The 23,879-nt window shown below is 69.5% G+C and carries 22 protein-coding genes; 9 read left to right on the top strand and 13 right to left on the bottom strand.

Annotated features, from left to right (window positions below):
- Positions 1-360 precede the first annotated feature (360 nt).
- The 3 genes from ABZU75_RS07085 to ABZU75_RS07075 are packed head-to-tail and all read right to left on the bottom strand — an operon-like array spanning position 361 to position 4,726.
- Positions 361-2,076 carry an ABC transporter ATP-binding protein gene (locus ABZU75_RS07085; RefSeq protein ID WP_355550385.1) on the bottom strand — a complete coding sequence of 572 codons (1,716 nt, stop codon included), beginning with the start codon at positions 2,074-2,076 and terminating at the stop codon, positions 361-363.
- Positions 2,073-3,893 (bottom strand): ABC transporter ATP-binding protein, encoded by a 1,821-nt coding sequence (locus ABZU75_RS07080; RefSeq protein WP_355550383.1) that lies wholly within the window; start codon positions 3,891-3,893, stop codon positions 2,073-2,075. The genes ABZU75_RS07085 and ABZU75_RS07080 overlap by 4 nt, the downstream gene beginning before the upstream one ends.
- Positions 3,890-4,726, bottom strand: a complete 837-nt coding sequence (locus ABZU75_RS07075) for an alpha/beta hydrolase (protein WP_355550381.1) — start codon at positions 4,724-4,726, stop codon at positions 3,890-3,892. The genes ABZU75_RS07080 and ABZU75_RS07075 overlap by 4 nt, the downstream gene beginning before the upstream one ends.
- A 113-nt stretch (positions 4,727-4,839) precedes the next feature.
- Here ABZU75_RS07075 and ABZU75_RS07070 point away from each other — a divergent pair, with 113 nt between their 5' ends.
- Positions 4,840-5,688, top strand: a complete 849-nt coding sequence (locus tag ABZU75_RS07070; RefSeq protein WP_355550379.1) for a helix-turn-helix domain-containing protein — start codon at positions 4,840-4,842, stop codon at positions 5,686-5,688.
- Between the two features lie 212 nt (positions 5,689-5,900).
- Here ABZU75_RS07070 and ABZU75_RS07065 read toward each other — a convergent pair whose 3' ends face one another.
- Positions 5,901-6,707 carry an NmrA family NAD(P)-binding protein gene (locus ABZU75_RS07065; protein ID WP_350915889.1) on the bottom strand — a complete coding sequence of 269 codons (807 nt, stop codon included), beginning with the start codon at positions 6,705-6,707 and terminating at the stop codon, positions 5,901-5,903.
- 458 nt (positions 6,708-7,165) lie between these two features.
- Here ABZU75_RS07065 and ABZU75_RS07060 point away from each other — a divergent pair, with 458 nt between their 5' ends.
- Complete coding sequence (locus ABZU75_RS07060) at positions 7,166-8,635, top strand: MFS transporter (protein WP_355550376.1); 1,470 nt, start codon at positions 7,166-7,168, stop codon at positions 8,633-8,635.
- Positions 8,636-8,889: 254 nt separating this feature from the next.
- Here ABZU75_RS07060 and ABZU75_RS07055 read toward each other — a convergent pair whose 3' ends face one another.
- The 4 genes from ABZU75_RS07055 to ABZU75_RS07040 form a co-directional block, all read right to left on the bottom strand.
- On the bottom strand, positions 8,890-9,516 hold the full coding sequence (locus tag ABZU75_RS07055; RefSeq protein WP_355550374.1) for a dihydrofolate reductase family protein: 627 nt from the start codon (positions 9,514-9,516) through the stop codon (positions 8,890-8,892).
- On the bottom strand, positions 9,513-9,989 hold the full coding sequence (locus ABZU75_RS07050; protein ID WP_355550372.1) for an SRPBCC domain-containing protein: 477 nt from the start codon (positions 9,987-9,989) through the stop codon (positions 9,513-9,515). Before ABZU75_RS07050 ends, ABZU75_RS07055 begins: the two co-directional genes overlap by 4 nt.
- Entirely contained in the window at positions 9,986-10,324 is a 339-nt protein-coding gene (locus tag ABZU75_RS07045) for a metalloregulator ArsR/SmtB family transcription factor (protein ID WP_355550370.1), read from the bottom strand. The genes ABZU75_RS07050 and ABZU75_RS07045 overlap by 4 nt, the downstream gene beginning before the upstream one ends.
- A 304-nt stretch (positions 10,325-10,628) precedes the next feature.
- Positions 10,629-11,699 carry a hypothetical protein gene (locus ABZU75_RS07040; protein ID WP_355550368.1) on the bottom strand — a complete coding sequence of 357 codons (1,071 nt, stop codon included), beginning with the start codon at positions 11,697-11,699 and terminating at the stop codon, positions 10,629-10,631.
- Between the two features lie 428 nt (positions 11,700-12,127).
- Here ABZU75_RS07040 and ABZU75_RS07035 point away from each other — a divergent pair, with 428 nt between their 5' ends.
- Complete coding sequence (locus ABZU75_RS07035; protein WP_355550366.1) at positions 12,128-12,379, top strand: hypothetical protein; 252 nt, start codon at positions 12,128-12,130, stop codon at positions 12,377-12,379.
- A gap of 119 nt (positions 12,380-12,498) precedes the next feature.
- Positions 12,499-12,906, top strand: a complete 408-nt coding sequence (locus tag ABZU75_RS07030) for a nuclear transport factor 2 family protein (RefSeq protein ID WP_355550364.1) — start codon at positions 12,499-12,501, stop codon at positions 12,904-12,906.
- 621 nt (positions 12,907-13,527) lie between these two features.
- On the opposite strand, the gene ABZU75_RS07025 is transcribed toward ABZU75_RS07030, so the two are convergent.
- Complete coding sequence (locus tag ABZU75_RS07025) at positions 13,528-14,409, bottom strand: phosphotransferase (RefSeq protein ID WP_355550362.1); 882 nt, start codon at positions 14,407-14,409, stop codon at positions 13,528-13,530.
- A gap of 311 nt (positions 14,410-14,720) precedes the next feature.
- Between ABZU75_RS07025 and ABZU75_RS07020 the strand changes: the two genes are divergently transcribed.
- Positions 14,721-15,140 (top strand): VOC family protein, encoded by a 420-nt coding sequence (locus ABZU75_RS07020; RefSeq protein WP_355550360.1) that lies wholly within the window; start codon positions 14,721-14,723, stop codon positions 15,138-15,140.
- A gap of 291 nt (positions 15,141-15,431) precedes the next feature.
- Here ABZU75_RS07020 and ABZU75_RS07015 read toward each other — a convergent pair whose 3' ends face one another.
- Together ABZU75_RS07015 and ABZU75_RS07010 are read right to left on the bottom strand one after the other, a co-directional pair.
- Entirely contained in the window at positions 15,432-16,100 is a 669-nt protein-coding gene (locus tag ABZU75_RS07015) for a restriction endonuclease (RefSeq protein ID WP_355550357.1), read from the bottom strand.
- A gap of 302 nt (positions 16,101-16,402) precedes the next feature.
- Positions 16,403-16,861, bottom strand: a complete 459-nt coding sequence (locus tag ABZU75_RS07010) for a MarR family transcriptional regulator (RefSeq protein WP_355550355.1) — start codon at positions 16,859-16,861, stop codon at positions 16,403-16,405.
- 88 nt (positions 16,862-16,949) lie between these two features.
- On the opposite strand from ABZU75_RS07010, the gene ABZU75_RS07005 reads away from it, so the two are divergent.
- Positions 16,950-17,492, top strand: a complete 543-nt coding sequence (locus ABZU75_RS07005; protein ID WP_355550353.1) for a GNAT family N-acetyltransferase — start codon at positions 16,950-16,952, stop codon at positions 17,490-17,492.
- A 208-nt stretch (positions 17,493-17,700) separates the two neighbouring features.
- Here ABZU75_RS07005 and iscB read toward each other — a convergent pair whose 3' ends face one another.
- Both iscB and ABZU75_RS06995 read right to left on the bottom strand, forming a co-directional pair.
- Entirely contained in the window at positions 17,701-19,044 is a 1,344-nt protein-coding gene (iscB, locus tag ABZU75_RS07000; RefSeq protein WP_355550351.1) for an RNA-guided endonuclease IscB, read from the bottom strand.
- Between the two features lie 325 nt (positions 19,045-19,369).
- Positions 19,370-20,698 (bottom strand): UDP-glucose/GDP-mannose dehydrogenase family protein, encoded by a 1,329-nt coding sequence (locus ABZU75_RS06995; protein WP_355550349.1) that lies wholly within the window; start codon positions 20,696-20,698, stop codon positions 19,370-19,372.
- Between the two features lie 299 nt (positions 20,699-20,997).
- Between ABZU75_RS06995 and ABZU75_RS06990 the strand changes: the two genes are divergently transcribed.
- From ABZU75_RS06990 to ABZU75_RS06980, 3 genes are all read left to right on the top strand, one after another.
- The gene (locus ABZU75_RS06990; protein ID WP_350915843.1) at positions 20,998-22,059 is read left to right on the top strand and encodes an ABC transporter substrate-binding protein; all 1,062 of its coding nucleotides are present in this window, start codon (positions 20,998-21,000) and stop codon (positions 22,057-22,059) included.
- An 85-nt stretch (positions 22,060-22,144) separates the two neighbouring features.
- Positions 22,145-22,978, top strand: a complete 834-nt coding sequence (locus tag ABZU75_RS06985; protein ID WP_350915841.1) for an ABC transporter ATP-binding protein — start codon at positions 22,145-22,147, stop codon at positions 22,976-22,978.
- A 10-nt stretch (positions 22,979-22,988) separates the two neighbouring features.
- A complete protein-coding gene (locus tag ABZU75_RS06980) occupies positions 22,989-23,846 on the top strand; it encodes an ABC transporter permease (protein ID WP_355550346.1) in 858 nt (285 codons plus the stop codon).
- The last annotated feature ends 33 nt before the right edge of the window (positions 23,847-23,879 follow it).

Below are 23,879 nucleotides of genomic sequence, written 5' to 3'. Positions count from 1 at the left end.
TCGGCGGTCGGCGTACTCGGCGTCTCCTCCGGTGAGGTCACCAGGTGATCGTGAGGCGGACGCCGGGGCCGAGCTGGTCGTCGGGGGTTCCTGCCCGGTAGACGGTGATGATCGGCCGGGCGGGCCGGGTGTGGTTCCAGTCGTGAAGGAGTTCGACGAGCCGGGCGGTGAGGCGGCGGCTGCCAGGGTGTTGCGGAGGGCGACGGAGTCTGCGGTGTCCGCGTTCACCGCGCTGACATTAGCCGTCGCCGATGCGGAAGATACGGCCTCCCGGGCAGCCGTCGGGGTGGTGCCGTTGTCGAACACCAGACGGGCGGCGGTATGGATGAGCGCCCCTGGCGGATCGCCCGACGCTCCGGCTCATTCCCGCGCAGCGGGAGCCATGGAGATGTTCCAGAAGTCGGCGTAGCGGCCGCCGTGGTCGAGCAGTTCGTCGTGGTTGCCTTCCTCCGCGATCCGGCCGCCGTCCAGGAAGATGACGCGGTCGGCGCGTTGGACGGTGCGCATGCGATGGGCCACCATCACCACCGTCCGGCCGGCCATCAGGCGTTCGATGCCCTCGTGGACGGCCGCCTCGTTGACCGGGTCCAGCGCCGAGGTCACCTCGTCGAGCAGCACGATGGGGGCGTTCTTCAGCAGCGCCCGCGCGATCGAGACCCGCTGGCGCTCCCCACCGGACAGCAGCGCGCCGCCCTCGCCGACGTTCGTCGCCCATCCGCCGGGCAGGCGCTCGATCACCTCGTCCAGCTGTGCCGCAGCCGCTGCGGCCCGTACCTCGGCAACGCCTGCGGCGGGACAGCCCAGGCGCACGTTCTCCTCGATGGTGCCATCGAAGAGGTAGACGTCCTGGAAGACGATGGCGATCCGCGCCATCAACGCCTCGGTGCTGATCGCGCGCACGTCCACGCCTCCCACGCGCACCGCGCCGGCGTCCACGTCGTAGAAGCGCGCCAGCAGCTGCAGCAGCGTGCTCTTACCCGCTCCCGACGGCCCGACGACCGCAAGCCGCTGTCCCTCGGGGACGGTGAGCGACACCTCGTCGAACACCGTGCGCTCGCCGTGCCGGAAGGTGACGGCGTCGAACTCCAGACCATGGTGCGCAGGCTGGATCGGCTCGCGAGGTTCCCGCAGCGGCTCGGTGCGCAGCACCGTCTCGAGTCTGGCCAGCTCCGAACGCGCGCCGCGGAGTTTGCCGCCGATGTCCGACAGCGACAGCAGCGGGTCGGCGCAGCGGGCGGCCAGCACCAGGATCGCCAGGATCTCCGCCGCGCCGATGTTCCCGCCGAGCGCGAGGTGGGCGCCCAGGACCAGTAGCCCGGTGAAGGTCGCCTGCACGGTGAGCGTCAGCCCCACGGCGCTGGGCAGCGTCGCCAGCACGGTACGGCGGGAGGCGCGCTGGACATCCAGCAGCGAGTCATCGAGCAGCTGGAAGCGTTCGCCGGTCCGGCCGCCGGCCCGCAGCACCGGCTGGGCCTGGAGGAATTCGATGACGCGCCCGCCGGCCTCCTGGTCGCGTTCGTGACGCTCGGCGTCGGCGGCGGCCGTCGCGCGTGCCGTCCAGGCCTGGATCGCCGCCACGACGGGTGCGGCGAGCAACGCGGCCAGCCCCATCCGCCAGTTGAAGGCGGTCATCACGGCCACGATGGTCAGGGGCGTGACCAGGGCGGAGATGAACGGTGCCAGCAGATGCGCGGCCACGCCCATGGCTTGCAGGAGGCCGCGGCCGGCCAGGACGGACACCTCGCCGATGCGACCGGCGTTGTACCAGCCGAGGGGGAGGCGGGCCAGGTGCTCGCCGAGCCGGTGATACATGCCGCGCAACATGGTGGTCCCGACCCGCATGCCGGACAAGTCGCTGATGTAGCGCAGCACGGCGTAGAGGGCGACCGCGGCCCCGAACGCGACCAGCCAGGGCACGGCGTCCGCGGGCGTACTGCCGAGCAGCGCCCGCAGCACCGGGACCAGCAGCGCGTAGGACAAACCTTCGACCACCGCGGTGATCGTCATCAGGATCACGGTGCGGCGCATCGCCCGGGCGTACTCGTCTCCGAGCACGCGCAGCAGCATTCGGATCATCGGGGCTCGTCTCCTCGCAGTACGCCACCGTGGGTTTCGATCTCGGCGGATCGGTGGGATCGCCAGAACGCGGCGAACCTTCCGCCTCGTGTCAGCAGGTCGGCGGGCCTGCCGCGTTCGACGATCGCTCCGTTCTCCAGCACCACGACGGTGTCGGCGTCGGCGACCGTCTCCAACCGGTGGGCGATGACGACGATCGTGCGGTCACCGCTCAGCGTCGCCAGGGCCCGGCGGACCGCCTGTTCGGTCTGCGGGTCGGCGAAGGAGGTCGCCTCGTCCAGCACCAGAACGGGCGCGTCGGCCAGCAGCGCGCGGGCGATCGAGATCCGCTGCGCCTCGCCTCCGGACAGCTTGGCCTCTTCACCGAGCACCGTGTCGTATCCGCGCGGCAGCTGGAGGATGCGGTCGTGGATGCCGGCCAGCTGGGCGGCGCGGACCACGTCGTCGCGGCCGGCCCGCGGCACCGCCAGCGCGATGTTGTCGGCGACCGAGACACGCAGCAGATGGACGTCCTGGAAGACGAAGGACACCTGCCGATACAGCTCCCGGCTGCCGATCTCGCGCAGATCGACGCCGCCAAGAAGAACCGAGCCGTGGGTGGGGTCGAAGAACCGCGGCAGCAGCTGGACCAGCGTGGACTTGCCGCTTCCCGACGGCCCGACGACCGCGGTGACCGTCCCCGGCTCCAGCACCAGGTCGATGCCGCGCAGCACCTCGTGGTCGGCGTCGTAGGCGAAGCGGACGTCACGCAGTTCCACCCGGTGCCCCTGCGGCGGACGCGGGTGGGCGGGCTCGGGCAGTGGCCGGACCGCGAGCACGTCTTTGATCCGGCCGACCGCGCGGCCGGCGCTCTGCAGATCGTCGAAGCCGTGGCCGAGCGCCGCCACCGGAGCGGTCAGTCCCAGCCCGAGCAGCAGGAACGGCAGCAGATCCGCCGGGGCCAGGCCACCGGACGTGATCAGCGCCGCGCCACCGATCAGCACGATGAGCAGCACGAACGGCGGCGACAGCGCCAGCTGCATCCCGGCGGCGATCACGGACATGCCGCGCACCCAGCGGGAGAAGATGCTGACGAAGTCGTCGGCGGCCGTCAGGAACGTGCGGTGGGCGCGCTCGCCTCCGCCGAACGCCTTGACCACCGAGATGCCTTGCACGAACTCGACGACGGAACTGGCGATCCGTCCCATGGCCGCGTCGTAGGCCTCCTGCTCGCGCGTCCTGGCGGGCAGCATCAGCAGCGGGACCAGCGCTATCGCCAGCACCACCGGGATCAGCGTGATCAGCGTGAGCCGCCAGTCGACGGTGAACAAGTAGATCAGCGACACCAGCGGCACCACGAACGCGGCGACGAGCTCGCCGGGGGCGTGGGCGATGAACGGGTGCACGGCGCTCACGTCCTCGCCCACCACCTTGGCCAGCTCGCCGGTGTGGCGCCGGGAGAACCAGCCGATCGGGACGCGTCCCAGCGACGCGGCCAGCCGCCGGCGGAACGTCAGTTGCACCCGGCTGTCGAGAACATGTCCGATTCCCGACGACGCGGCGGTGAACAGCAGCCGGACGAGCAGGCCGGCCGCACCCGCGATCACCACGGTCCAGACGTGAGCGTGGTCGATCGGGCCGGGCGACAGCAGGGTACGGCCCAGTTCGACGACCGCCAGCAGCGGGGCCAGACCCGCGAGCGCGCCGATGACCTGGAGGATCACCACAGCCGCGAAACTCCGCAGATGAGGGCGGAGCAGCGGTGTCATGCTCTGTCTCGCCGCGGAATCGGCATCCGGTTGCTCGATCGTCTGAGCGAGGTCGGTGGTGGTGGTCATCGTTCTGTCGAAGAGGCGGTGTGGATCTCGGCGAAGGCCAGCAGGGGTGTGGCGGTCCGCTGCGGATCCTCCAGGATGGGTGAGTGTCCGAGACCGGGCAGCAGCTCGACCCTCGCGCCGGAAACGGCGCGGTAATCGGCGGCGGACGAGGAGCGCCACCTCCGGTCGTCCTCGCCGAAGATCACCAGCAGCGGCTTGCCGAGGACCGCCAGCCGCTCCGGGAGCGCCTGCTGCTTCAGGTAGCCGCTTGTGGCCTGCATCGTCATGGTGAGCGTGTGGTAGGTCATGGCGCGCACCTCGTCCAGGAGCTGCTGCGGGATCTGGTAGCCGGCGCGGCTGAAACCGGTGCTCGCGAACTGGCGGATCTGCTCGTCGGTCGGCGGCCACTGCGTGGGGTCGATGGCGGCGGACCCCGCCACGATGAAGGCGTCCAGGCTGGGTCCGGTGTTGATGAGCACGAGCGCGGTCACCAGATCGGGTCGTTGCTCGGCGAGGGCGGTGGCGACCACGCCGCCGCTGGAATGGCCGACGAATATGGCGTGCTTGACGCCGAGCCGGTCCAGTGCCTGTCCGACCCGGCGTGCCTGGTCCGGGGTCGCGTAGCTGTGGCCGTCCGGTTTGGCCGATCGGCCGTGCCCGAGCAGGTCGATCCGGATGACGCGATGGGATCCGGTCAGCATCGGAACCAGCGCGTCCCACGAGCGTGCCGAGGAGGCGGACCCGTGGATGAGGACGAGTGCGGGGGCATCGTGGGGGCCGTCCTGGCACACGTAGACGTCGCCGTCGTCCAGGGCCAGGGTCGAACTTTCCGTAGTGCCGTCCGGAATGGTCATGAGCCCACTGTCGCCGCCGGTGCGCGCCGGTGTATTGGACAAATGTTCCCCTCGCTCGGCTCCCCTAGCATGGGAGCATGCGGTCCACTGTGCGCGGACGTGACGATGCCGTTATGTGGGACGTTGCATCCTCAGTGCGGCGCAGCCGGGTGGCGGGTGTCACCATGGCCGGCTTCCGCGACCAGGGCATGGCTCCGGAGGGTCACCGGATGATTCCGCACCCGGCCGTGACGCTGGTTCTGGACTTGGGGGCCGGCCCGCCCGTCGTTGAGGACGTCGCCGGGCGGCAGCACCGGGGAAGTCTTGTCGCCGGGCTCGGACTCGGCGGCGCGGTGTGGGTGCGAGGCCAGAACATCGCGTGTGTTCAGATGCGCCTGTCCCCTGTGGTCGCCCGCGCGATTCTGGGCGTCGCCCCGGCCGAGCTGAACGGCTACGTGGTGACGCTGGACGACCTGTGGGGCAGGCAGGCGTCACGGATCAGCGAGCAACTGGGCGAGGTCTCCTCCTGGCAGGATCGCTTCGCGTTGATCGAGGCGTTGCTCGCCCGTCGGCGTGAGGTGGGGTCGCCGGTCGAGCCGGAGGTGGCCTGGGCCTGGCACCGGATCGTGGTCAGCCGCGGCCTGGTTCGGGTGGAGCGGCTGGCGGCCGAGCTCGGATGGAGCCGTAAGCGCCTGTGGTCGCGATTCCACGCGCAGATCGGCCTGCCGCCTAAGCGCGCCGCGAAGCTGGTCCGCTTCGACCATGCCGCCCACCGCCTGGCCGCGGGGCACGACGCGGCCGGGGTCGCGGCGGACGGCGGCTACGCCGACCAGTCCCACCTGCATCGGGACATCATGGAGTTCGCCGGGGTGACCCCCGCGGCCGTGGCCCACGAGCCATTTCTGGCGGTTGACGACGTCGCCTGGCCCAGCCACGGAACACCCGACCAGCCCGGCCCTGCCGATCGAGCGCACGTGACGTGACCGCCCTGCGCGAGGGGACGGACGTCGGCCGCGGATCTACAGCGGCGGGGTGGATCGGCGGCGGCACATGATGGGGTGCCACTCTGGCGACCTCGCGTAATCAACCGTCGCCTATTCGGTCGTGGTTGGGGTGCTACGAGGGTTCCGGACAGAGGGAGATCGGCCGGCGTGGGCGCGTTCAGCCGATAGAGATCACCCCCGGCCTGGAAACGCTAGAAACGGTCTGCGTGCTCGTCCACCCACTGCATGAACGTACGTGCCGGACGGCCGGTCACCCTTGCGACCGTGTCGTCCACGGTCTTGGAGGAATCATTGGACGCGGCATACCAGCCAACGACATACTCGGCGTCCGCCCGGGACACTCCGGTGGCCATCAGCCTGTCGATCGCCTGTTCGTGCGTTATCGGCTCGAAGGCGATGTCGCGACGGAGCGTCCGCGACAGGATCGCGACCCGCTCACTTGGGGTCAGCGGTTCGGGTCCGGTGAGGTTGTAGGACTGCCCCGCGTGGCCGTCATCGAGCAGTGCGACGGCTGCCACGGCCGCGATGTCGGCCTCGTGCACCAGCGCGCTGGGAAAGTCGTACGGTTCTCGGACCACTCCTTCGGCTCGGATCGATTCGGCCCAGCTCAACGTGTTGGACATGAACTCTTGTGCTTCCAGACGTGTCCATTCCACGCCTGAGTCCGCCACCGCCTGCTCGACCGGGCCCACCCAGCCGCCCCACAGCACGGTGAAGCGCTGAACGCCCGCGGCGACCGCCCGCTGGACCAGCTCGGGCCCGACCTCGGCAAGTCCAGCGGTCACCGTGATATGCAGCCGGCTGACGCCGTGGAGTGCGGCGTCCAACTTCTCTGGTGTGTTGTGCGTGCCGGCCACCAGCTCCACCTCGGCCGGAAATCTTCCCGCGTTCGCAGCCGGGTCTCGCGTCAGGGCCCGAACCCGCTCTCCTCGGCGGACCAGCTCTGCCACAACGTGCCGGCCGGTGTTCCCGGTGGCGCCTGTCACCAAGGTCGTCACAGTCGAGTTCCTTTGGTCGTCTTGTCTGGATGAGTCGCTGACGAACCTAGGAACTCAACCGCACTTGAGGTCAAACAGTCCGCCCGACCATGCCTGTCGTTATGGGGCGTGTCACCAGGTACGCGCGAAGCGACACCCCGATTGCCGCACTCAGCCTCCTCGAAGGCCCACAGGCCAACGGCCTCGCGTTCTCGCCACGGAGACCTCCGCTGGTCCTAGGTCCAAGGTCCCGGGCCATGCTGACCGGGCGTCCGATGTCGTGGCCCGCGGCGAGCGGCATATTCGTACCGAAGACAGCGCAGAGCACGCAGGGAGGGGAGGGGCGATGACCGGACCGGACGGACCGAGCCCGGGCGCCGCCCACCCCAGTGCCCTCAAGGGGTGTGCCAACAAATGTCCGCCGGTCCCGGTGCAGCCATGACAGGCCACCGAACCACACACGGACGAAAGGCACACCCATGTCCACAACTCAGTCCCCGGCCCGCAGCCGACGGCCGGGATGGAGCCTCGCGCTGCTCGCGCTCGGGCATCTGATCATCAGCCTCGACTTCACCATCATCTATGTCGCCCTGCCCGACATCGCCGCCGATGTCGGCTTCACACCGCACACCCTGCAATGGGTGGTCACCGCGTACGCCGTCCTCTACGGAGGCTTCCTGCTGTTCGGCGGTCGGCTGTCCGACCTGATGGGACGTCGGCGGATGTTCGTGCTCGGCATGGCGCTGTACGGCGCGGCCTCCGTGCTGGGCGGCCTGGCCACGGCGCCGGCGGTGCTGCTCGCCGCGCGCGCCTTGCAGGGCCTCGCCGGTGCGGTGCTGTTCCCCGCGGTGCTGGCCCTGGTCAACACCGCCTTCGCCGAGGGCAGGGAGCGCAACCGTGCGCTGACGGTCTGGGCCATGGCGGGCGCCGGCGGGCTCACCGCGGGCGCACTGGCCGGCGGGGTGCTCACCCAGGCCCTGGGCTGGCAGGCCGTGTTCTACGTCAACGTCCCGCTGGCCGTCGCGGGTGCCGTCGCCGCCTTCGCCCTGCTGCCCCCCGACGGCCGCGTCAGCAGAGGAAGCGTCGACGTGCTCGGAACCCTGACCGGTACCGCGGGCATCACGCTGTTGATCTTCGCGGTCGCGCACGGCTCCGAGGTCGGCTGGGCACGGGCCGAGGTGATAGCCGCGGCCGTTCTCGCGGCGGTCCTGCTGGCCACGTTCCTGCGCGTCCAGGCCTGGGGTCGGACACCGCTGATGCCGCTGCGACTGTTCCGCAACCGCGCGCTCAGCGGAGCGGTCGTGGTCATTCTCGTCTTCGGGCTGACGATGCAGGCCGTGCCGTACTTCCTGACCCTGTACTTCCAGGACGTCCTTGGCTTCAGCGCCCTGGAGACCGGGCTGGCGTTCCTTGGCCCGACCCTGTCGATCACGGCAGGAAACTTCCTCAGCGAGAGGCTGATCCACCGCTTCGGCACCCGGAGCGCGCTGATCACCGGCATCGTCGTCAACGCCGTGGGCGCTGCGTTCCTCGCCCCCGGCATGCACGCGGACGGATCCGTCCTCACCGTCCTGGCCGGGGTCGTCGTCATCGGTCTGGGCATGGGCATCACCTACGAGGCCATGTGGATCGCCGCCGGCACCGGCGTCTCGGCGGACGAACAGGGCCTGGCCTCCGGGGTGGCCTCCACCGCGCTGCAAGTGGGAACCGCCGCGGGTCTGGCGGTTCTTGTGGCTGTCGCCAACCACGACATTGAAGGGCTGTCCGGGCAGGCCCTGCGCGCCGCCTCCGCCGAGGGAATGCGCGCCGCCGTCTACGTCCTGGGCGCCGTCATGCTGACGGCCGTCCTGGCCGCCCTCAGGCTCCCCGGTCCGCGTGCCCGGGTCGCCGCGGCCGCGTCCCAGCCCGTCCCCGACCCGGACGCCGCCGACCTGCGCCCCACCGGCTGACAGCGTCCGCGGCTCCGGTGTCCGGTCGCCGCCGCCCTACCTCACCTCTCAGCGACCGGTCCGGTTCGGACCCGTCACCGCCTCCCGGTCACGCGTCCCAGGTGACCGGGAGGCGGCGTCGGATATGTCCGTGTTCGGACAGTGGCCGCACCACCCCGCCCACTCCGGCGCCCGAAGTCGAGTTACGGGGCGTTGTAGGTGCGAGAATGCGGCGTGATCAAACCCGGTGAACGTATCCGGTCCTGGTCACCGCACTAGACAAAGGCCGTGACGCCCTCGTATTCCGCTACCGGGGCAGCACCGACAGTCTCGTACTGGAGCAGCAGCAGGCCGTTCGCCGTCACCTCGTGGCGGACGAGTTGAAGGCCGACGGGTCCGCTCGGGTGGTCGAGCAGCCGCCGCCCGGAACCGGTCACGACCGGGGCGACGACAAGCCGGAGCGTGTCGACGAGGCCCGCCGCCAACAGGGCGTTGCCGAGTCGCGCACTCCCGTGGATCTGGAGTTCCCGTCCTGGCTGCGCCTTGAGTTCCCCGACGGTCTGGATCGGGTCACCACGGAGCACGGTCGTCGGATGCCAACTCCCTTCGGTGCGGGTGTTGGTCACCACGTACTTCGGTAGTGAGTTCATCCGCTCGGTGTACGGGTCGTCCGGGTCGGTGATCTGCGGCCAGTCCCGGGCGAACGCTTCGTAGGTTCGCCGCCCGAACAGCAGACCGTCGGCGAGGTCCAGCCAGTCGGAGGTACGCCGGACGAAGAGTTCGTCCAGGTGGGGCACGAGCCAGCCGCCCCGGGTGAAGCCGTCGCTCGTATCCTCGGTCGGCGAGCCGGGGCCCTGGCTGACCCCGTCGAGGGTGACGAACTCCGTGAGAGCGATTTTCACCGCGCGGCCTGGCTCTCCGCGACCACGGCGAGTTGCTTGGTGACCGAGCCATAGCCTTCGAAGAAGCCGAGTTCCTCGTGGCGGGCGCGGGCGGCCGGATCGCCGTGCCGGACGATGATCCGGTAGTCCGTACCGTCCGGATGATCGCTCAGCGTGATCTCGGCTGTCATGGGCACCGGCGCGGGATTCGCGGGGCGCCAGGCGCTGTCGATCGCGTTCGTGAACACAATCCGCTCGAGCTCGTCGACGACGAGGAAGCTCGCGTTGATGTGCGGGACGAAGTCCACCCCGTCGTCGCTCAGTCGCGTCACGAGCGCGCCGCCGGGCCGGACGTCGAGGCGGTCGACGCGGCACACGGTCGGCGCCGGGACCCACCACTTCTCAAAGCGGGAGGGATCGATCCACGCGCTCCACACGGCGGCGCGGGGGGCGCGGATGACCCGCTGCAGGGTCAGGTCAAGATCGGGGTTCATGGTTGTTCCTCCATCGGATCGGTGACGAGGCGTTCGAGCCGGTCGGTGCGCTCTTCCCAGATCTGGCGCTGCTCCGCGAGCCAGCCGTCGACGAGGGCGAGACGGTCACGGTTGAGCACGCAGGTGCGCACCCGGCCGAGCTTGACCGTGCGGATCAGGCCGTTCTCCTCGAGCGTCCGCACGTGCTTCATAAAGGAGGGAAGGGTCATCGGGAACTCGCGGGCGAGATCGCCCACACTCGTCGGACCGCGGCCAAGGCGTCGGATGACGCCGCGCCGCGTCGGGTCGGCGAGGGCGACGAACACGCCGTCGAGCTCGGCCGAATACTGTGCCATGCGGCTAAGTATTGCCCGCCGAAACACTTAGCGCAAAGGCAAAGTATTCAGCTCGTCCCAGGTGCCCGGCCATGGCGGTGGCAGGCCAAGACCTTGATCGGTTTCGACGGCAGATCGGGCCCCTCCAGGCCGGTGATCCCCGCAGCGTCCCGGATCTTGATGCGGAACGGCGGCAGGTCGGCCGCCCATCCGAATCCTCCACGACAGAGCGACACGTGCCGGAATCACCGCGCCCCTGATCGATGAGCGGGTGCGAGTACTCAAACACCCACCGGAAACACGGTGCACGCCGACGAACACCGCACTAGCGGGCCACGTACGTGATCATCGCCGGGTGGTCGACCTGGACGGCGCCGTTGTAGCAGGTGACGTACCGGATGCTCACGTACGCCGGGTACGACTCCCAGGGGGCGAGCAGGTTGCAGAACTCCGAGCCGTAGCCGAACGCGGTGACCTGGACGTTGTCCCGGTATCCGGTGTTGCCGAAGATCACCTGCTTCCTGGCGACCGCGGACCTGCTGAGCTGCACGCCCCCGGACTGCGAGTTGTAGCTGACCGGGTACGGCGTCGGCCGGTAGGCGCCCAGGGTGTCGGGGGCGTTGTCGAAGGTGTAGGCGAAGCGGTACGGCTGGGGTGTCCAGGTGATGGCCCGCTCGCGGTGGTAGGTCAGGCTCCATCCGGTGTTCAGCGATGTGCCGGTGGCGTCGTAGCAGCGCACCACGATGCTCTGCGCGGCCGTCGTCGCGGTCCATCCGCCCAGCTTGCAGCGTGCCGGTACGGCCGAGTCGACCGCGGTGACCTGGATGTTCCCGGCGTGGCCCGCCGAGCCGAGCCCCGGCAGGGTGACCCGCCACGTTCCCGGGGCCGTCAACGGCTCGGCGGTGTTCACCGCGGTCGGCGCCGAGGAGTTGAACCGCGCGGCCACGGCGGAGCCGTCCCAGTGCACGTACCCGAACGCCTGGGGCGCGGGCAGGTACTGGGCGCTGTACCCGAAGGTGACGGAGAACCACGAGGTGATCGGGCCCACACCGTACCGGTGGCACTGCACCGCCACGATCTCGTCGGCGCCCGACTGCCACCAGCCCTGGACCTGGCACCAGTCGGCGGACTGGGAGATCGCCGTGACGTGGGCGACTCCCCCGGCGGCCATGCCGATCTGCGGGAACTTCACGAACACCTGGCCGGGGCCGCCCGGGGTGGCCTCGACCTTGAGCCCGTCCGGCCACGAGCCCGCCTGGCGCATGGAGTCCACGACGGCGCCGCTCCTGACGACGGCGAACCCCCAGCGGGGAGGCTCGGCCGCCGCGGCGTCCGTGGCGGCCGCGGCGAGCCCGGTCGCGGCCAGGGCCGCGATGCAGAGCGTTCGTACGATCACTGCCCATAGCCGGCGCATGTCATCCTTCGTCCACATCGGAGTGGTGGTCGTGAGCGGGGCTCAGGCTCTTGATAACCCGCCAACCGGGCGGCTGAGAAGGCCCAATTTGACCGATTGACTTGACTCCTGTTCGACAGATACGGCCATGCCGTGAATGTCGATGCCGGGCTGGTCGGTGCGCCGGCGCACCCCAAGCCGGGTGACCACCTCGGCCTTCGCCGGCCGAGGTATCGCCTTGGCGATGCGGTGAGATTCGGGCCAAGCACCTGGCCACCAGTTTTCACACCGTAGCCGTAGAAGATCTCCCATCTTCGGCCCGACCCGCCTACCTCTGGGTACGAATCCTCTGACTGCGTGGGGGATACACGCCGCAGCGTCCGCGATGCTCTCCGCCAGGCGCACACTGACGCCTACAGCGCCCAATATCAGTGTGGCCGAGTGCGCTGGAGGGCGCGTATGCGCGGGTGCTGGACGGGCTCGGCGCCAACACCGCGGTGCAGTTCGTCAGCGGCCGCCTGCAGCTAGAGAAGCTGGGCCCGATCGACGAGCCGCCGCTGATGAAGGAACTGCGGTCGCTGGTCGACGACATGCTGCCGCGGGTCGACTTCCCCGAGCTGCCGGAGGTGTTCGACCGCACCAGGCGTGAGATCGGACGCTCATCCCACGAACCTAGCCCCTGAGCGCCGCCTTGCACCGGGGCCGGGGTCCGGCTACCGAGGTCCCAAGCCGCACGAGAACCCTCGGTAACATCTGTCTTGCGAGCCGGCGACATTCCTTCTGGTCATGAGGGGGCTAACGGATGAACAGCGAAATTGATCCTGAAGCCGATATCCGGGCTCGGCTCCAACAGCACTGGGAGGCCTCCGAACGGGGGGACGTCGACGCTGAGCACGCGATCTACGCTGCAGACGCGATCCTGGACTACCCGCAGTCGGGCGAGCGCTTCAGAGGCCGGTCAAGGATCCAAGCGCAACGCGGCGGGCACCCGACCGAACGCCACTTCACCATCCGCCGGATCCTGGGCGGCGGCGACCTTTGGGTGAGCGAGTGCGTGATCACCTATGACGGCGTACCCACATACTCGCTCAGTGTCATGGAGATCACCGATGGCCTTGTCACGCACGAGACCCAGTATTTCGCCGACCCCTTCCCCGCACCTCCCGGGCGCGCTGCGCTAGCTGAGCCGATTCCGGTCCACGACCGATAGGCCGATCGAGCTATCGGGTCGATGGACGACATCGACCGGTTGGGATCAAGAGCACCTGAGCGAGGTCGGCGACATCCTCGACCCCGCCCACCGCACCCACCAGCCGACACACCACCCCAAGGTCAGGCCCTTTTGGCAGAAGCGGTCGCCCGGACTCGGGCAACGGTCCATGATGCTCACGTGCTGTTCAACCCGGGTGCGACCCCCTACCGCTGAGGAGCCGGCGATGACGCGGCGCGAGCGACGGCCTCGGTATCGATATTGAACACCTGGAGCCTCTCCCCGAAGACCAGGAAAGAGTCGCACCGGTTGCGGAGCTGCTGGGGATCGCACCGGACTGGCTGGGCGGTCAGAGCGTCGACGACTACATCCGGGAGGCGAGGCGTGCCTAGCCTCCCCCGCGTGTATCCCGACGCCAACGTGTATCTCGACTTGATCACCCGTAATGAGGACATCAACAAGAGCATGGGCGAGGAGCGGTGGCGCAGCGCCGCCGCGGTGTTCGATGGAATCTTCGCCCGAGAGGCCGAGATGGTTGCCTCTCCCCTGGTCGAAGCCGAGGTCCTGTGCAACGGCAATGCACGCCTACGCCGGGAACGTTCCGAGAAGGAACACGGTATGTCAGCTGGTGCGGTACTTCGTCCAGGCGAGTGCGGCTTGGCCGGCCCGTCGCTGGTAGGCCCGCAGGTGGGGCACCCCCGGAGGATCGGGCCGGCGGGCCATGCGGGTCCAGTACCCGGCGTAGGCCGCCGCGTAGCCGGTGATCACATCGGGCGGGACGGCCTCCCACGCCGGGACACCGGTCAGGGTCGTCTCCGCGGCTTGGGGGGTGTGGCCCGCCATGATGAGATGGGGGATGAGGTCGGTGATGTCCTGCCAGGCCGCTCCGTTGCCGGGTTGTGCCCAGTCGACGACCATCACGATCCCCGCTGAGGTGATGAGCAGGTTGTCAGGGCGGATGTCGCCGTGCACCAGCGTGCTGCCGTCCGCGCCGCCCAACCATCGGGACTCCAGGTCGGCCAGTACGGGGAGATGACGACGCTCCCAGTCTCCGAGGTCATCGGGAGGCGACTGGGACAGCTCCGCCCAGCCGCGCAACCACCGCCCGCGGGTGGCGGAGGTCGATGGCAGATCACCCGCAGGAGTGGGAGTGAGGATCTCGGTCATCGCCGACAGCGCGGCGACCGTGATACCGATGTCGGGCGAGCCGGGGGAAAGATCAGGGTGGGTCCCCGCGACATCGTCGAAGATCAGGACTACCCAGCCTGCCTGGTCACCGTGCCAGCGCAGCCCCGGCGCCGGCGCCTGTCGCGGAAGCCGCACGGCGGTCGCCGCCTCGGTCCGGTACGTGTCGGCCAGCGGGTGCCCGACGGGGATGGCCTTGACGAACACCCACTCCCCGCCGAGGTCGAGACGCACCGCGATGCCAGGGGTGAAACCGCCCCCCTGAACCTGAGCGGCGACAACGGGCGCGCCGAGGTGCGCGGCCAGGAAAGAGCGCAACCGGGTGGGGGTCCGATCCCAGGACAGACGTACGGCTGTACGTCCCAGCGGGAACGGGTCATGGGAAGTGTCTGGTGACAAGGAGAGGCCCTGGGCGTGAGATGGGTGATCGGCGGGGCGAAGCCGAGCACGGTGAGGCGGTGTCGCCTCTTCTATCGCGGCTCGGCGCCGGTAGCTCGCCGTCCCATCTCCTGCCGGGTCACACCTGTCATCGTAGCTTCCCGGTGCCGAACGGCAGGTCGCCCTCTGGTCGAGCCGGAGCCCGGTTCCAAGTACGCCATCCTGGTCGGACGTACGGAAGGGATCGCGGGATGAGCAAGATGACCACCGGCATGCTGCACCATGTCGAGCTCTGGGTGCCGGACCTGCCACGGGCCGTCGCCGGCTGGGGGTGGCTGCTGGGCGAGCTGGGCTACACCCTCTTCCAGAACTGGGCCGACGGGCGTAGCTGGCGGCTCGGCTCCACCTATCTGGTCCTTGAGCAGTCGCCCGCTCTCAGCGCGGACGAACACGACCGGCGCCGCCCTGGCCTGAACCATCTCGCCTTCCACATCGAGAGCCGGGCCATGGTCGACGCCCTGGCCGAGCGGGCACCGCGGCACGGCTGGACCCTGCTGTTCCCGGAACGTCATCCCCATGCCGGTGGCGAGCGGCACTATGCCGCCTACCTGGAGGACGCCGACGGATTCGAGGTCGAACTCGTCGCCCCCGAAACATCACCTCGGACCTGACACGGCACGCAGCAGATCTTCCTGGTCGGCGCCTTCGCCGCCGCCGTGTTCATCAAGGAGGTACCGCTGCGCGGCAAGCCCGGCGCCGCCTCGGCCGAACCCGCGGCATCTGCCGCGAAATGAGCCAAGATCCTGCACGACCACGGCCGACGGCACCCGGCCGTCCTGTCGAACCCGTCCGTTACGAGCGGAAGGCCGTCCCGCATCCCCTCCCTTCACCCCTGGGATGACTTCGAAACGGTGCTGCTGCGAGTACGCACCGCGCTGGGGCGCCTGGGGGAAGGTGCGTGATCAGCGTTGGTGTCGCGGAGGCCATAAGCCGCCGGTCGCGCGCGCTGACGGAGCAAGGGCCGCGGCTCCGTTCAGCCAGGCGGCGAGTTGCTCGCGGTCGATCAGAAGCAGATCCGTTCCCACCGCACACTGTTTGGCCGGGGCGGTGAAGCGCGTCGTGGCGACGAGAACACCTCGGTGCCCGGGATAGGCATGGAGGGCGCCGAGGAGGTTTCGGACCTCGGGTGAGCCGACAGACTTGGCCCAGCGCTTGCACTGAACGACGAAGAGGTCGCCGGTGGGAGCGGTCCCGATGACGTCGACACCGCCGTCACCGCTGCCGCCGACCCTGCGGACCTTGTGGAACCCATCCCGCCGAAGCAGTGCCTCGACGAGTGACTCGAACTGAACGCCGGTCATCTGGTCGACGCGTTCGAGATGGGCGTTGTCTCTCAGCCATTCCCGCTGCCGGGCGTCGATCGTTCGCTGCCGGAGCACGAGCAGGCCGACCAGCCCCGCCACCAGCGCGACCGTGAGGCCGATGATCAGTGGCCAGTTGGCGACGACCAGGTCGATGAGCCAGCCTGCGACCGCCAGGAGGAAGACGACGGCGACCAGCCAGAGCAGCCAGTCCGCGTTGTCCTTGCGGCGGCGGGGTCTTCGTCCGGCCGGTGTACGTCGTCGGGTCATCAGCAGCCTCCGGGGGTGAGGTTGGGGAGCCTCCGTCGATGGTGACGACAGGGACCGACAGTTTTCGAGGACGTCCCGAGGTTCGGCGCCTGCACGAAACTCCACGCCTTCCTGGAAGAGACGTGCTGCGCACCCGCGCCGCCTTCACCCTCGGCTGCGGCACCTGCCTGACCTGTGAGCAGACCGTGGCTAAGCACCTGAACCCACCCCTCGCGGCGGGGAGTGTTGTGAGCCCGGCGGTTCTCCCCGTGGTCAGGGGCCATCCGGACACCGTCGGCGCACCACCGCCGGCAAGACGATCCTCACGCGATGCCCCCGTGGTCCGGCGGTTCGGCCGGTCGGCGCAGGCGGTCGGCGTGCCGGACCTGGTTGTGCAGCGCCTGGCGCAGGAACGTCTCGATGGTGTCGAGTTCGGCGGTGCTGAGCCGGAGAAGTTCGGTCTGCGCCTCGGTCACGATCGGCCCCCAGACCTCCTGCACGGCTCTCTGCCCCTGTTCGGTCAGGTTCACCAGGACCCGGCGCCGGTCCGCCGTGTCGCGGATCCGCGTGGCCAGGCCGGCCTGCTCCAGCCGGTCGATCGCGGTGGTGGCGGCACCTCCGGTGAGACCGGCGGCGGCCGCCAGCTCGCTCGCGGTGAGCGGGCCGCGGGCGGTCAACCGGCTCAGGCACCTCAGGTCGGTGCGGTTGACGCCGAGGCGCCGGGCCGCCAGCTCGTCAATGAGATCGGTGGCGTCCTGGAGCTCCTGAACGGCCCTGGTCACGGCATGGACCCTATTTTGCTTTGACAATCTAACCCTTAGAAAGTTGAATTAATTGGGTCGCGTGAAGTCTAACCTCCGGGAGCCCCCGATGCCACGTCCTTCCGTCCAGCCGCGGTCGGCGACGACCGACGACGTTCCGGCCCTGCTGTCCCTGATGGACTCCGTCCACGCATGGCTCATCGCCCAGGACCGCCCGGAGCAATGGGGAACGGTACCGTTCTCCCGAATCCCGGGCTTTCCCGACCGGGTCTCCGACTGGACGCGCCAGGGCGTCATCACCCTGGTCGAACGGGACGGCCGGTGCGTCGGGATGCTGGCCGCCGCGCCCATGATTCCGCCACGGATCCCCGCCGCCGTGGTGCCCGACGGATCGGTGTTCATCCACACCGTGATGACCGACCGCGGCCCCGACGGCCGCGGCGTCGGTTCGGCCCTGCTGGAGGAAGCCGCGCGTCTCGCCAGGGCGCACAGCGCTCCCGCACTGGCTCTGGACCACTGGGCGGGCAGCCCCGAGCTGGGACGCATCTACGACGACCACGGCTACGTCAAGGTCGCCGAGTACACCGACGAGCAGGACGGAAAGGCCGTCCGCAACACCGTACGCGTCCGCTACCTGAGCGCCGCCGGCTGAACGCGTCAGAACGAGGCCCGAAGCCGGCCCGACGAGGATGGTGGAGGGAGTCGGCCACCACCATCCGGGGACGCCAGCAGCCCGGCACTGCCGCCTCCCGCCCTTCCACGTCCGCTTTCACCGCAACCTCCCGAGGATGCTCCGGCCTTCAGGCCGGGGAGGAATCGGGAGCGGGAGGGCCGCCAAGGCCCGAGCGTGCCCTGACCGGTCAGTCATTTCGATCGGCTTCTTTCTGAGTCGTGTAGCCGTAGCCGTCCGCGCGCTGAAGATGACGGACGTGCCGGTGGTTGATCCCCGCGACGCGACCGTGCCGGGTGGTGATGTCGAACGAGCCGGAGGAACGGACCAGGACTCGCCCGGCGTGAACCCCGGCCTTCTTGCCCGCCGGGACGTTCGCGCGGACCAGGTCGCCGGTTTGGAAGCCGTGGTGCAGTTTGCTCCGTGGCCGGACAAGGCGGGGGAACCCGTATCGGTCGGGGGTGGTGCGGGCGTAGGTGCCGCGACCGGTCGCCGTGGCCACGAGCACGGTGGACGGCCAGGTGGTCACGGTGTCGAGCGAGCCGACATGCAGCGCGTCCAATGTGTGCGACTTCGGCGCGCCGGTGCGAGAGCGGTTCCACTTCGTACGGCCACCGGACGCGGTGTGAACGGGCAGGCCGGTCGCCTCCAGTGCCCGCCACAGCGCCCACCGGGTGGCGTTGACGGCGGCGGCGTCCCGCAGTGGAGCCTTCGCCTGCCGGAGGATCCTCGCCAGCAGGGCGGGCCTGCCTTTGAGGAATTCCTCGATCGGGGTGGCGTTCTTGGCCTGGTTGCACCGGACGCAGGCCAGGGTGAGGTTGCTGATCCGGTCCGAGCCGCCCCGGGAACGCGGGTGGATGTGATCGATGTTCAACGGCACATCCTGCTTGCCGCAGTACGCGCACGCCCGGCCCCACTTCGCCAGCAGGTATTCGCGGACCTCGTACCCGGCGAGGGTGCCCTGCTGGTACTCCACTCCTTCGAGCGGCCGCCCGGCCGACAGGGCGTGCGTGTCGAACGCGACCCGCTCCACGTGCACGGCGGTCACGGGCGCCCACCGGGTCAGCCGCACCACCCACGACACGGTGGTCTCGACGCGGTGTCGCAGCGACGGCGCGAGCCACCCCTTCGGCTTGGTGCGGTTGAGAAACCGGGGGGCGCGGTAGCGCAGGTTCCGCGACCGCCTACCTCGCCGGTACGCGGCTCGCGAGGTGAGCCTGTCGCGGATCAGCGCGCCCCGGTGGTCGAGCCGGATCGCATACCGTCCGGTCCGGCTCCCGTCGTGGCCGGTGAACACGGCCAGGCCGGTGTGCTTGGAGCCGGGGTCGATACCGACCTGCACGCCTGCCACAACGGAATCGGCGGCCGACCGGTCCTTGAGACGGATGACGAACGGAGTGTGACGCACCACCACCGCCCGCCCGGCCGCCAGCAGGCGGCGGGCACGGGCAGGATGGCAGGGGTCGAGCGGGTGGCCGTGCCTGTCGAGGACGAACACGACGGGGTGAACCTCACGGTTCGCTCCCTCGGACACCGAAGCGCCCTCGGGGTGACGCCGAGCAGACCGGGTGCCGGTCCGCTCGATCTCCCCTCGCCCAGGTCGAACACCAGGTACCGCCGCGAGGCGGTGTCCGTGAGCCGTTTCGTGCCCACCCTCGGGCGTGTCTGCTCCCACGGATTCCAGAGCGGCAGGCTGAGGAAGCACCTGCCGGTGGGTCTGCGATCTCGTGTTCAACGTGGCCATCAAAACGCACCTCCCTGAGCTGACGGCCAGGGCTGGTCAACGCGGGGCTTCAAAGCGCATCACCGCGCCTCAAGCCCTCTCCCTCAGGAGGGGGTCGTTGACTCGACCACCGCGCCTACGGACGCTGGGGCCGGCAGCCGAGCTGCCAGACCTCCCATCCGGCGGCGAGCCACGGGCCCGGCTCGACCGCGTTGCGCACGTCCACCAGCACCCGGTGACGTACCAGGTCGGCGGTGTCCGCGGGGAGCTTGGGATCGGCGGTGAACTCCGGCCACTCGGTGGCGAGCACGACGAGATCGGCGTCCGTGATGGCCTGCTCGGCGGTGTCGGCGTAGCTGAATTCGGGGTGCAGCTCGCGAGTGGCGGCGATGGCCGCGGGGTCGTAGATGACCGGTGTCGCGCCGCGTTCGGCCAGCCTCTCGGCCAGGCGCAGGGCGGGCGAGTCGCGTACGTCGCTGGTTCCGGCCTTGAACGCCGTGCCGAGGAACGCGATGGTAAGGCCGTCGATCGGACCGCCGTGCGCCCTCTTGATCAGCCTGACCGCCGCCGGGACCCGGTCGGCGTTGATCGATTCGACGGCCGTCAGGAATCCGTGCGCGTTCCGCGCGCCCAGCTCGCCGACGCGGTGCGTGAAGGCCGCCACGTCCTTGGGCAGGCACCCGCCGCCGTAGCCGATGCCCGGCCGCATCCCGTCGTGCCCGATCCGCTTGTCGACGCCGATCGCGTGGGCGACCGTGTTCACGTCCGCTCCGACGAACTCGCACACCTCGGCTATCGCGTTGATGAACGAGATCTTGGTGGTCAGGAACGCGTTCGCGGCCGACTTGATCACCTCTGCCGTGGGCGGGTCCGTGAGGATCAACCCCACCCCGTGGTCGAGGATCGGCGCGTACACCTCCTCGACCGCCTCGCGGGCCTGCCGGGAGGTCAGGCCGACCACGACCCGGTCGGGGAACAGGGAGTCCCGCACGGCATGACCCTCGCGCAGGAACTCCGGATTCCAGACCAGTTCCACACCGGAGACCCGCGCGTCAGCATCGATGATCTTCTGGAGCCGTTCGACGGTGCCGACCATCACCGTGCTCTTGCCGACGATCGTGGCCGGCCTGCTCAGCAGCGGGACCAGCGACCGCATCGCGTCGATCACCTGGGTCATGTCGTAGCCATGGCCGTCTTCGCGCAGCGGGGTGCCGACCGTGATGAAGTGCAGGTCGGCGAAGTCCGCGGCCTCCCCCAGGTCGGTGGTGAAGCGGAGCCGGCCGGAGGAGGTGTGCCGGACCAGGAGATCCTCGAAGCCCTCCTCGAAAAAGGGGGCGATGCCGTTGCCCAGGGCTCCGCACCTGTCGGGATCCGACTCGACGCCGATCACCTCGTGGCCGATCTCGGCCATCGCGACGGCGTGCGGAGCACCGAGGTGACCGCATCCGATCACGGAAACGCGCATCTTGGGTCCTGTCCGTTGGCTTCCTCGGGCGCATGCGGGATGCGTTCCAAGAAGTTATCGCGTGCCGGGGTACCGAGGTGTCGGCTCGGCGGCATTCACCCCTCAAGTCCAGGGGTCGACACGGCTCTTTGCCGCTTGATGTGTGCGGGCCGGCCGTACGGTCCCGTCGGCGGCGGCGCACCGAGAAACACGAACTGGTAACGACTCACACCCATACGGTCACCACCGCTTGACAGGAGGACTCATTTGCCATTTTATGCACTTAACCGACTTATTAAGTAGGAATTAAGGAGTAGTCAATGAGGGTTCGCAGGCTCCGGGGGATGGCAGTGGCACTGGCCGCGGTCACGGTGACAGCCCTCGCGGCGGCCTGCGGAGGAGGCGGGGGGTCCTCCGGCGGCGACACGGCGAAGACGACGACCGAGGTCCGTCTCGGTTTCTTCCCGAACATCACGCACTCCACGGCCCTGGTCGGGGTGCAGAAGGGCTTCTTCGCCAAGGCGCTCGGCAGCGACGCGACGCTGAAGGTCTCCACCTTCAACGCCGGACCGGCCGCGACCGAGGCGATCTTCTCCGACGCCATCGACGCGACCTACATCGGGCCGAACCCGGCCATCAACGCCTGGTCGAAGTCCAAGGGCGAAGCCATCAAGATCGTCGCAGGCGCGGCGTCCGGCGGCGTGTTCCTCGTGGTCAAGCCCGAGATCAACGGCGTCGAGGACCTCAAGGGCAAGAAGATCGCCACGCCTCAGCTCGGCAACACCCAGGATGTCGCGCTGCGCTACTGGCTCAAGGAGAAGGGAATCGAGACCGACACCAAGGGCGGCGGCGAGGTGTCGATCCTCCCCCAGGAGAACGCCCAGACCCTGCAGACCTTCGCCACCGGTGACATCGACGGCGCCTGGGTGCCCGAGCCCTTCGCGAGCCGCCTGGTCCAGGAGAGCAAGGGCAAGATCCTGCTCACCGAGGCCGACCTCTGGCCGAACAAGCAGTTCGTGATCACGCACCTGATCGTGCGGCAGCAGTTCCTCAAGGACCACCCCGACCTGGTGAAGAAGCTGATCGAGGCGCACGTCGAGTCCAACGCCTTCATCCAGTCGGACCCGACGGGCGCCAAGGAGGCGGTCAACGCGGAGCTGAAGGAGCTGACCGGCAAGCCCGTCGCGCCGGCGGTCCTGGACAGCGCCTTCGGCAACATCACCTTCACCAACGACCCGATCGCGTCCTCCCTCGTCGGCAGCGCCGACCACGCCCAGAAGGTCGGCCTGCTCGACCCAGTGGACCTGAACGGCATCTACGACCTCACCATCCTCAACGAGGTCCTGGCGGCCAAGAGCCAGCCCGCGGTGAGCGACAAGTGATCGACCCGAGCAGGCGGCACAGAACAGCAGAGTCGAAGCGGCGCGTCCGGTCACGGGCCGGCGAGCCGCTGGTCAGGGAGGCGAAGTGACAGCTCCGATACAGGAGCTGCGCCCCGGCCGGACCGACGGGCACGAGCCCGCGGTCCGGCTGGACGCGGTTTCCAAGGTGTACGGCAGGGAGCTCCTGGCCCTGGACCAGGTCACGCTCTCGGTGGACAGGGGCGAGTTCGTCTGCCTGCTGGGCGCGTCCGGCTGCGGCAAGAGCACGTTGCTCAACCTCGTCGCCGGCCTGGACCGCCCCACCGCCGGAGAGATCGACACCAGGGACGCCCGCATCGCGATGATGTTCCAGGAGCCGGCCCTGTTCCCCTGGCTCACCGTCTCGGGGAACATCGAGCTGGCGCTCCGGGTGACGAGCTCGGGTAAGAACACCACGAAGAAGGAGCGCCGCGCGCGGGCGATGGAGTTCCTGGAGATCGTCCACCTCGGTGGCTTCGGCGACAAGCGCCCGCACGAGCTGTCCGGTGGCATGCGCCAGCGGGTCGCGCTCGCCAGGGCCCTCGCCCAGGACGCCGACGTGCTCCTCATGGACGAGCCCTTCGGCGCCCTCGACGCGATGACCCGTGACCTGCTCCACGACGAGCTGGAGCGGATCTGGCGGGAGCGGGAGCTGTCCGTCCTGTTCGTCACCCACAACGTGCGCGAGGCCGTACGGCTCGGCGACCGGGTCGTCCTGCTGAGCAGCAGGCCCGGCAAGGTGATCGAGGACTTCCCGGTGACACTGTCGCGACCGCGCCGTACCGACTCCGGTGAAGTGGCCGAACTGGCCTCCACCATCACCGACAGGCTGCGCCAGGAGGTGCTGCGCCACGCCAAGCCGGCGGCGCAGCCGCCCGTCGGCGCCGGGATCGAGAAGTAGCGGGTGCCCAATGACTGCTGATCTTTCCCAGCACATCGCCGGTCTGGACGCGCTGGAGCTGTCCAACCGGGAACGGCAGAGCCTGGCCTCAAGGGTCTGGGCCAGAAGCTGGCCGATGATCTCGGCGATCGTCCTCGTCCTCGCCGTCTGGGAGCTGGTCGTGCTCAGCGGGTGGCGCCCGGAGTACGTCCTTCCCGGCCCGGTGACCGTCCTTGAGGATCTGTGGAACCGCCTCGGTGAGGCCGAGTTCTACGAGGCCCTGGGCGTGACGATGCGCCGCGCGATCACCGGGTTCGCGATCGCGGTGCTGGTCGGGCTCGTGGTCGGCGCGGCCGTGTCGCGGGTCCGGCCCCTGCGGGCGGCGCTCGGCTCCCTGATCACGGGCCTGCAGACCATGCCCTCCATCGCGTGGTTCCCGCTGGCGATCCTGTTCTTCAAACTCAGCGAGAGCGCGATCATGTTCGTGGTCGTCCTCGGGGCGGCGCCGTCGATCGCCAACGGGCTGATCGCCGGCGTGGACTACACCCCGCCGATCCTGCTCCGTGCCGGGCACATCCTCGGCCTGCGACGCCTGGCGCTCTACCGGCACGTCATCCTGCCCGCGTCGCTGCCGTCGTTCCTGTCGGGGCTCAAGCAGGGCTGGGCGTTCGCGTGGCGGTCCCTGATGGCGGGCGAGCTTCTCGTGATCATCGCCCACCAGGCGTCGATCGGCGAACAGCTCGACAACGCCCGGGAGCTCTCCGACGCGCCCGGCCTCCTCGCGACGATGATCGTGATTTTGATCATCGGCATCGTCGTGGACATGTGTTTCGGCGCGGCCGACAACGCCCTCCGGCGCCGCTGGGGGCTCGACCAGCGCGTCGGCTGATGCGAGCCGCCGCTCCGCGGGCCCCGTGCCCGC

Source organism: Streptosporangium sp. NPDC005286 (assembly GCF_040607515.1).
Lineage (GTDB): Bacteria > Actinomycetota > Actinomycetes > Streptosporangiales > Streptosporangiaceae > Streptosporangium.
Note: the sequence above shows the minus strand (reverse complement) of the source record. Positions and strands in the feature narration are given on the sequence as shown.

Excerpts from the sequence above, each read along its gene's own strand:
- ABZU75_RS07060 (WP_355550376.1), top strand. The coding sequence starts at position 7,166 with ATGTCCACAACTCAGTCCCCGGCCCGCAGCCGACGGCCGGGATGGAGC.
- ABZU75_RS07030 (WP_355550364.1), top strand. The coding sequence starts at position 12,499 with ATGAACAGCGAAATTGATCCTGAAGCCGATATCCGGGCTCGGCTCCAA.
- ABZU75_RS07070 (WP_355550379.1), top strand. The coding sequence starts at position 4,840 with ATGTGGGACGTTGCATCCTCAGTGCGGCGCAGCCGGGTGGCGGGTGTC.
- ABZU75_RS07015 (WP_355550357.1), bottom strand. The coding sequence starts at position 16,100 with ATGACCCGACGACGTACACCGGCCGGACGAAGACCCCGCCGCCGCAAG.
- ABZU75_RS07005 (WP_355550353.1), top strand. The coding sequence starts at position 16,950 with ATGCCACGTCCTTCCGTCCAGCCGCGGTCGGCGACGACCGACGACGTT.
- ABZU75_RS07080 (WP_355550383.1), bottom strand. The coding sequence starts at position 3,893 with ATGACCACCACCACCGACCTCGCTCAGACGATCGAGCAACCGGATGCC.
- ABZU75_RS07075 (WP_355550381.1), bottom strand. The coding sequence starts at position 4,726 with ATGACCATTCCGGACGGCACTACGGAAAGTTCGACCCTGGCCCTGGAC.
- ABZU75_RS06995 (WP_355550349.1), bottom strand. The coding sequence starts at position 20,698 with ATGCGCGTTTCCGTGATCGGATGCGGTCACCTCGGTGCTCCGCACGCC.
- ABZU75_RS07045 (WP_355550370.1), bottom strand. The coding sequence starts at position 10,324 with ATGGCACAGTATTCGGCCGAGCTCGACGGCGTGTTCGTCGCCCTCGCC.
- ABZU75_RS07085 (WP_355550385.1), bottom strand. The coding sequence starts at position 2,076 with ATGATCCGAATGCTGCTGCGCGTGCTCGGAGACGAGTACGCCCGGGCG.
- ABZU75_RS07050 (WP_355550372.1), bottom strand. The coding sequence starts at position 9,989 with ATGAACCCCGATCTTGACCTGACCCTGCAGCGGGTCATCCGCGCCCCC.
- ABZU75_RS06980 (WP_355550346.1), top strand. The coding sequence starts at position 22,989 with ATGACTGCTGATCTTTCCCAGCACATCGCCGGTCTGGACGCGCTGGAG.
- ABZU75_RS06990 (WP_350915843.1), top strand. The coding sequence starts at position 20,998 with ATGAGGGTTCGCAGGCTCCGGGGGATGGCAGTGGCACTGGCCGCGGTC.
- ABZU75_RS07020 (WP_355550360.1), top strand. The coding sequence starts at position 14,721 with ATGAGCAAGATGACCACCGGCATGCTGCACCATGTCGAGCTCTGGGTG.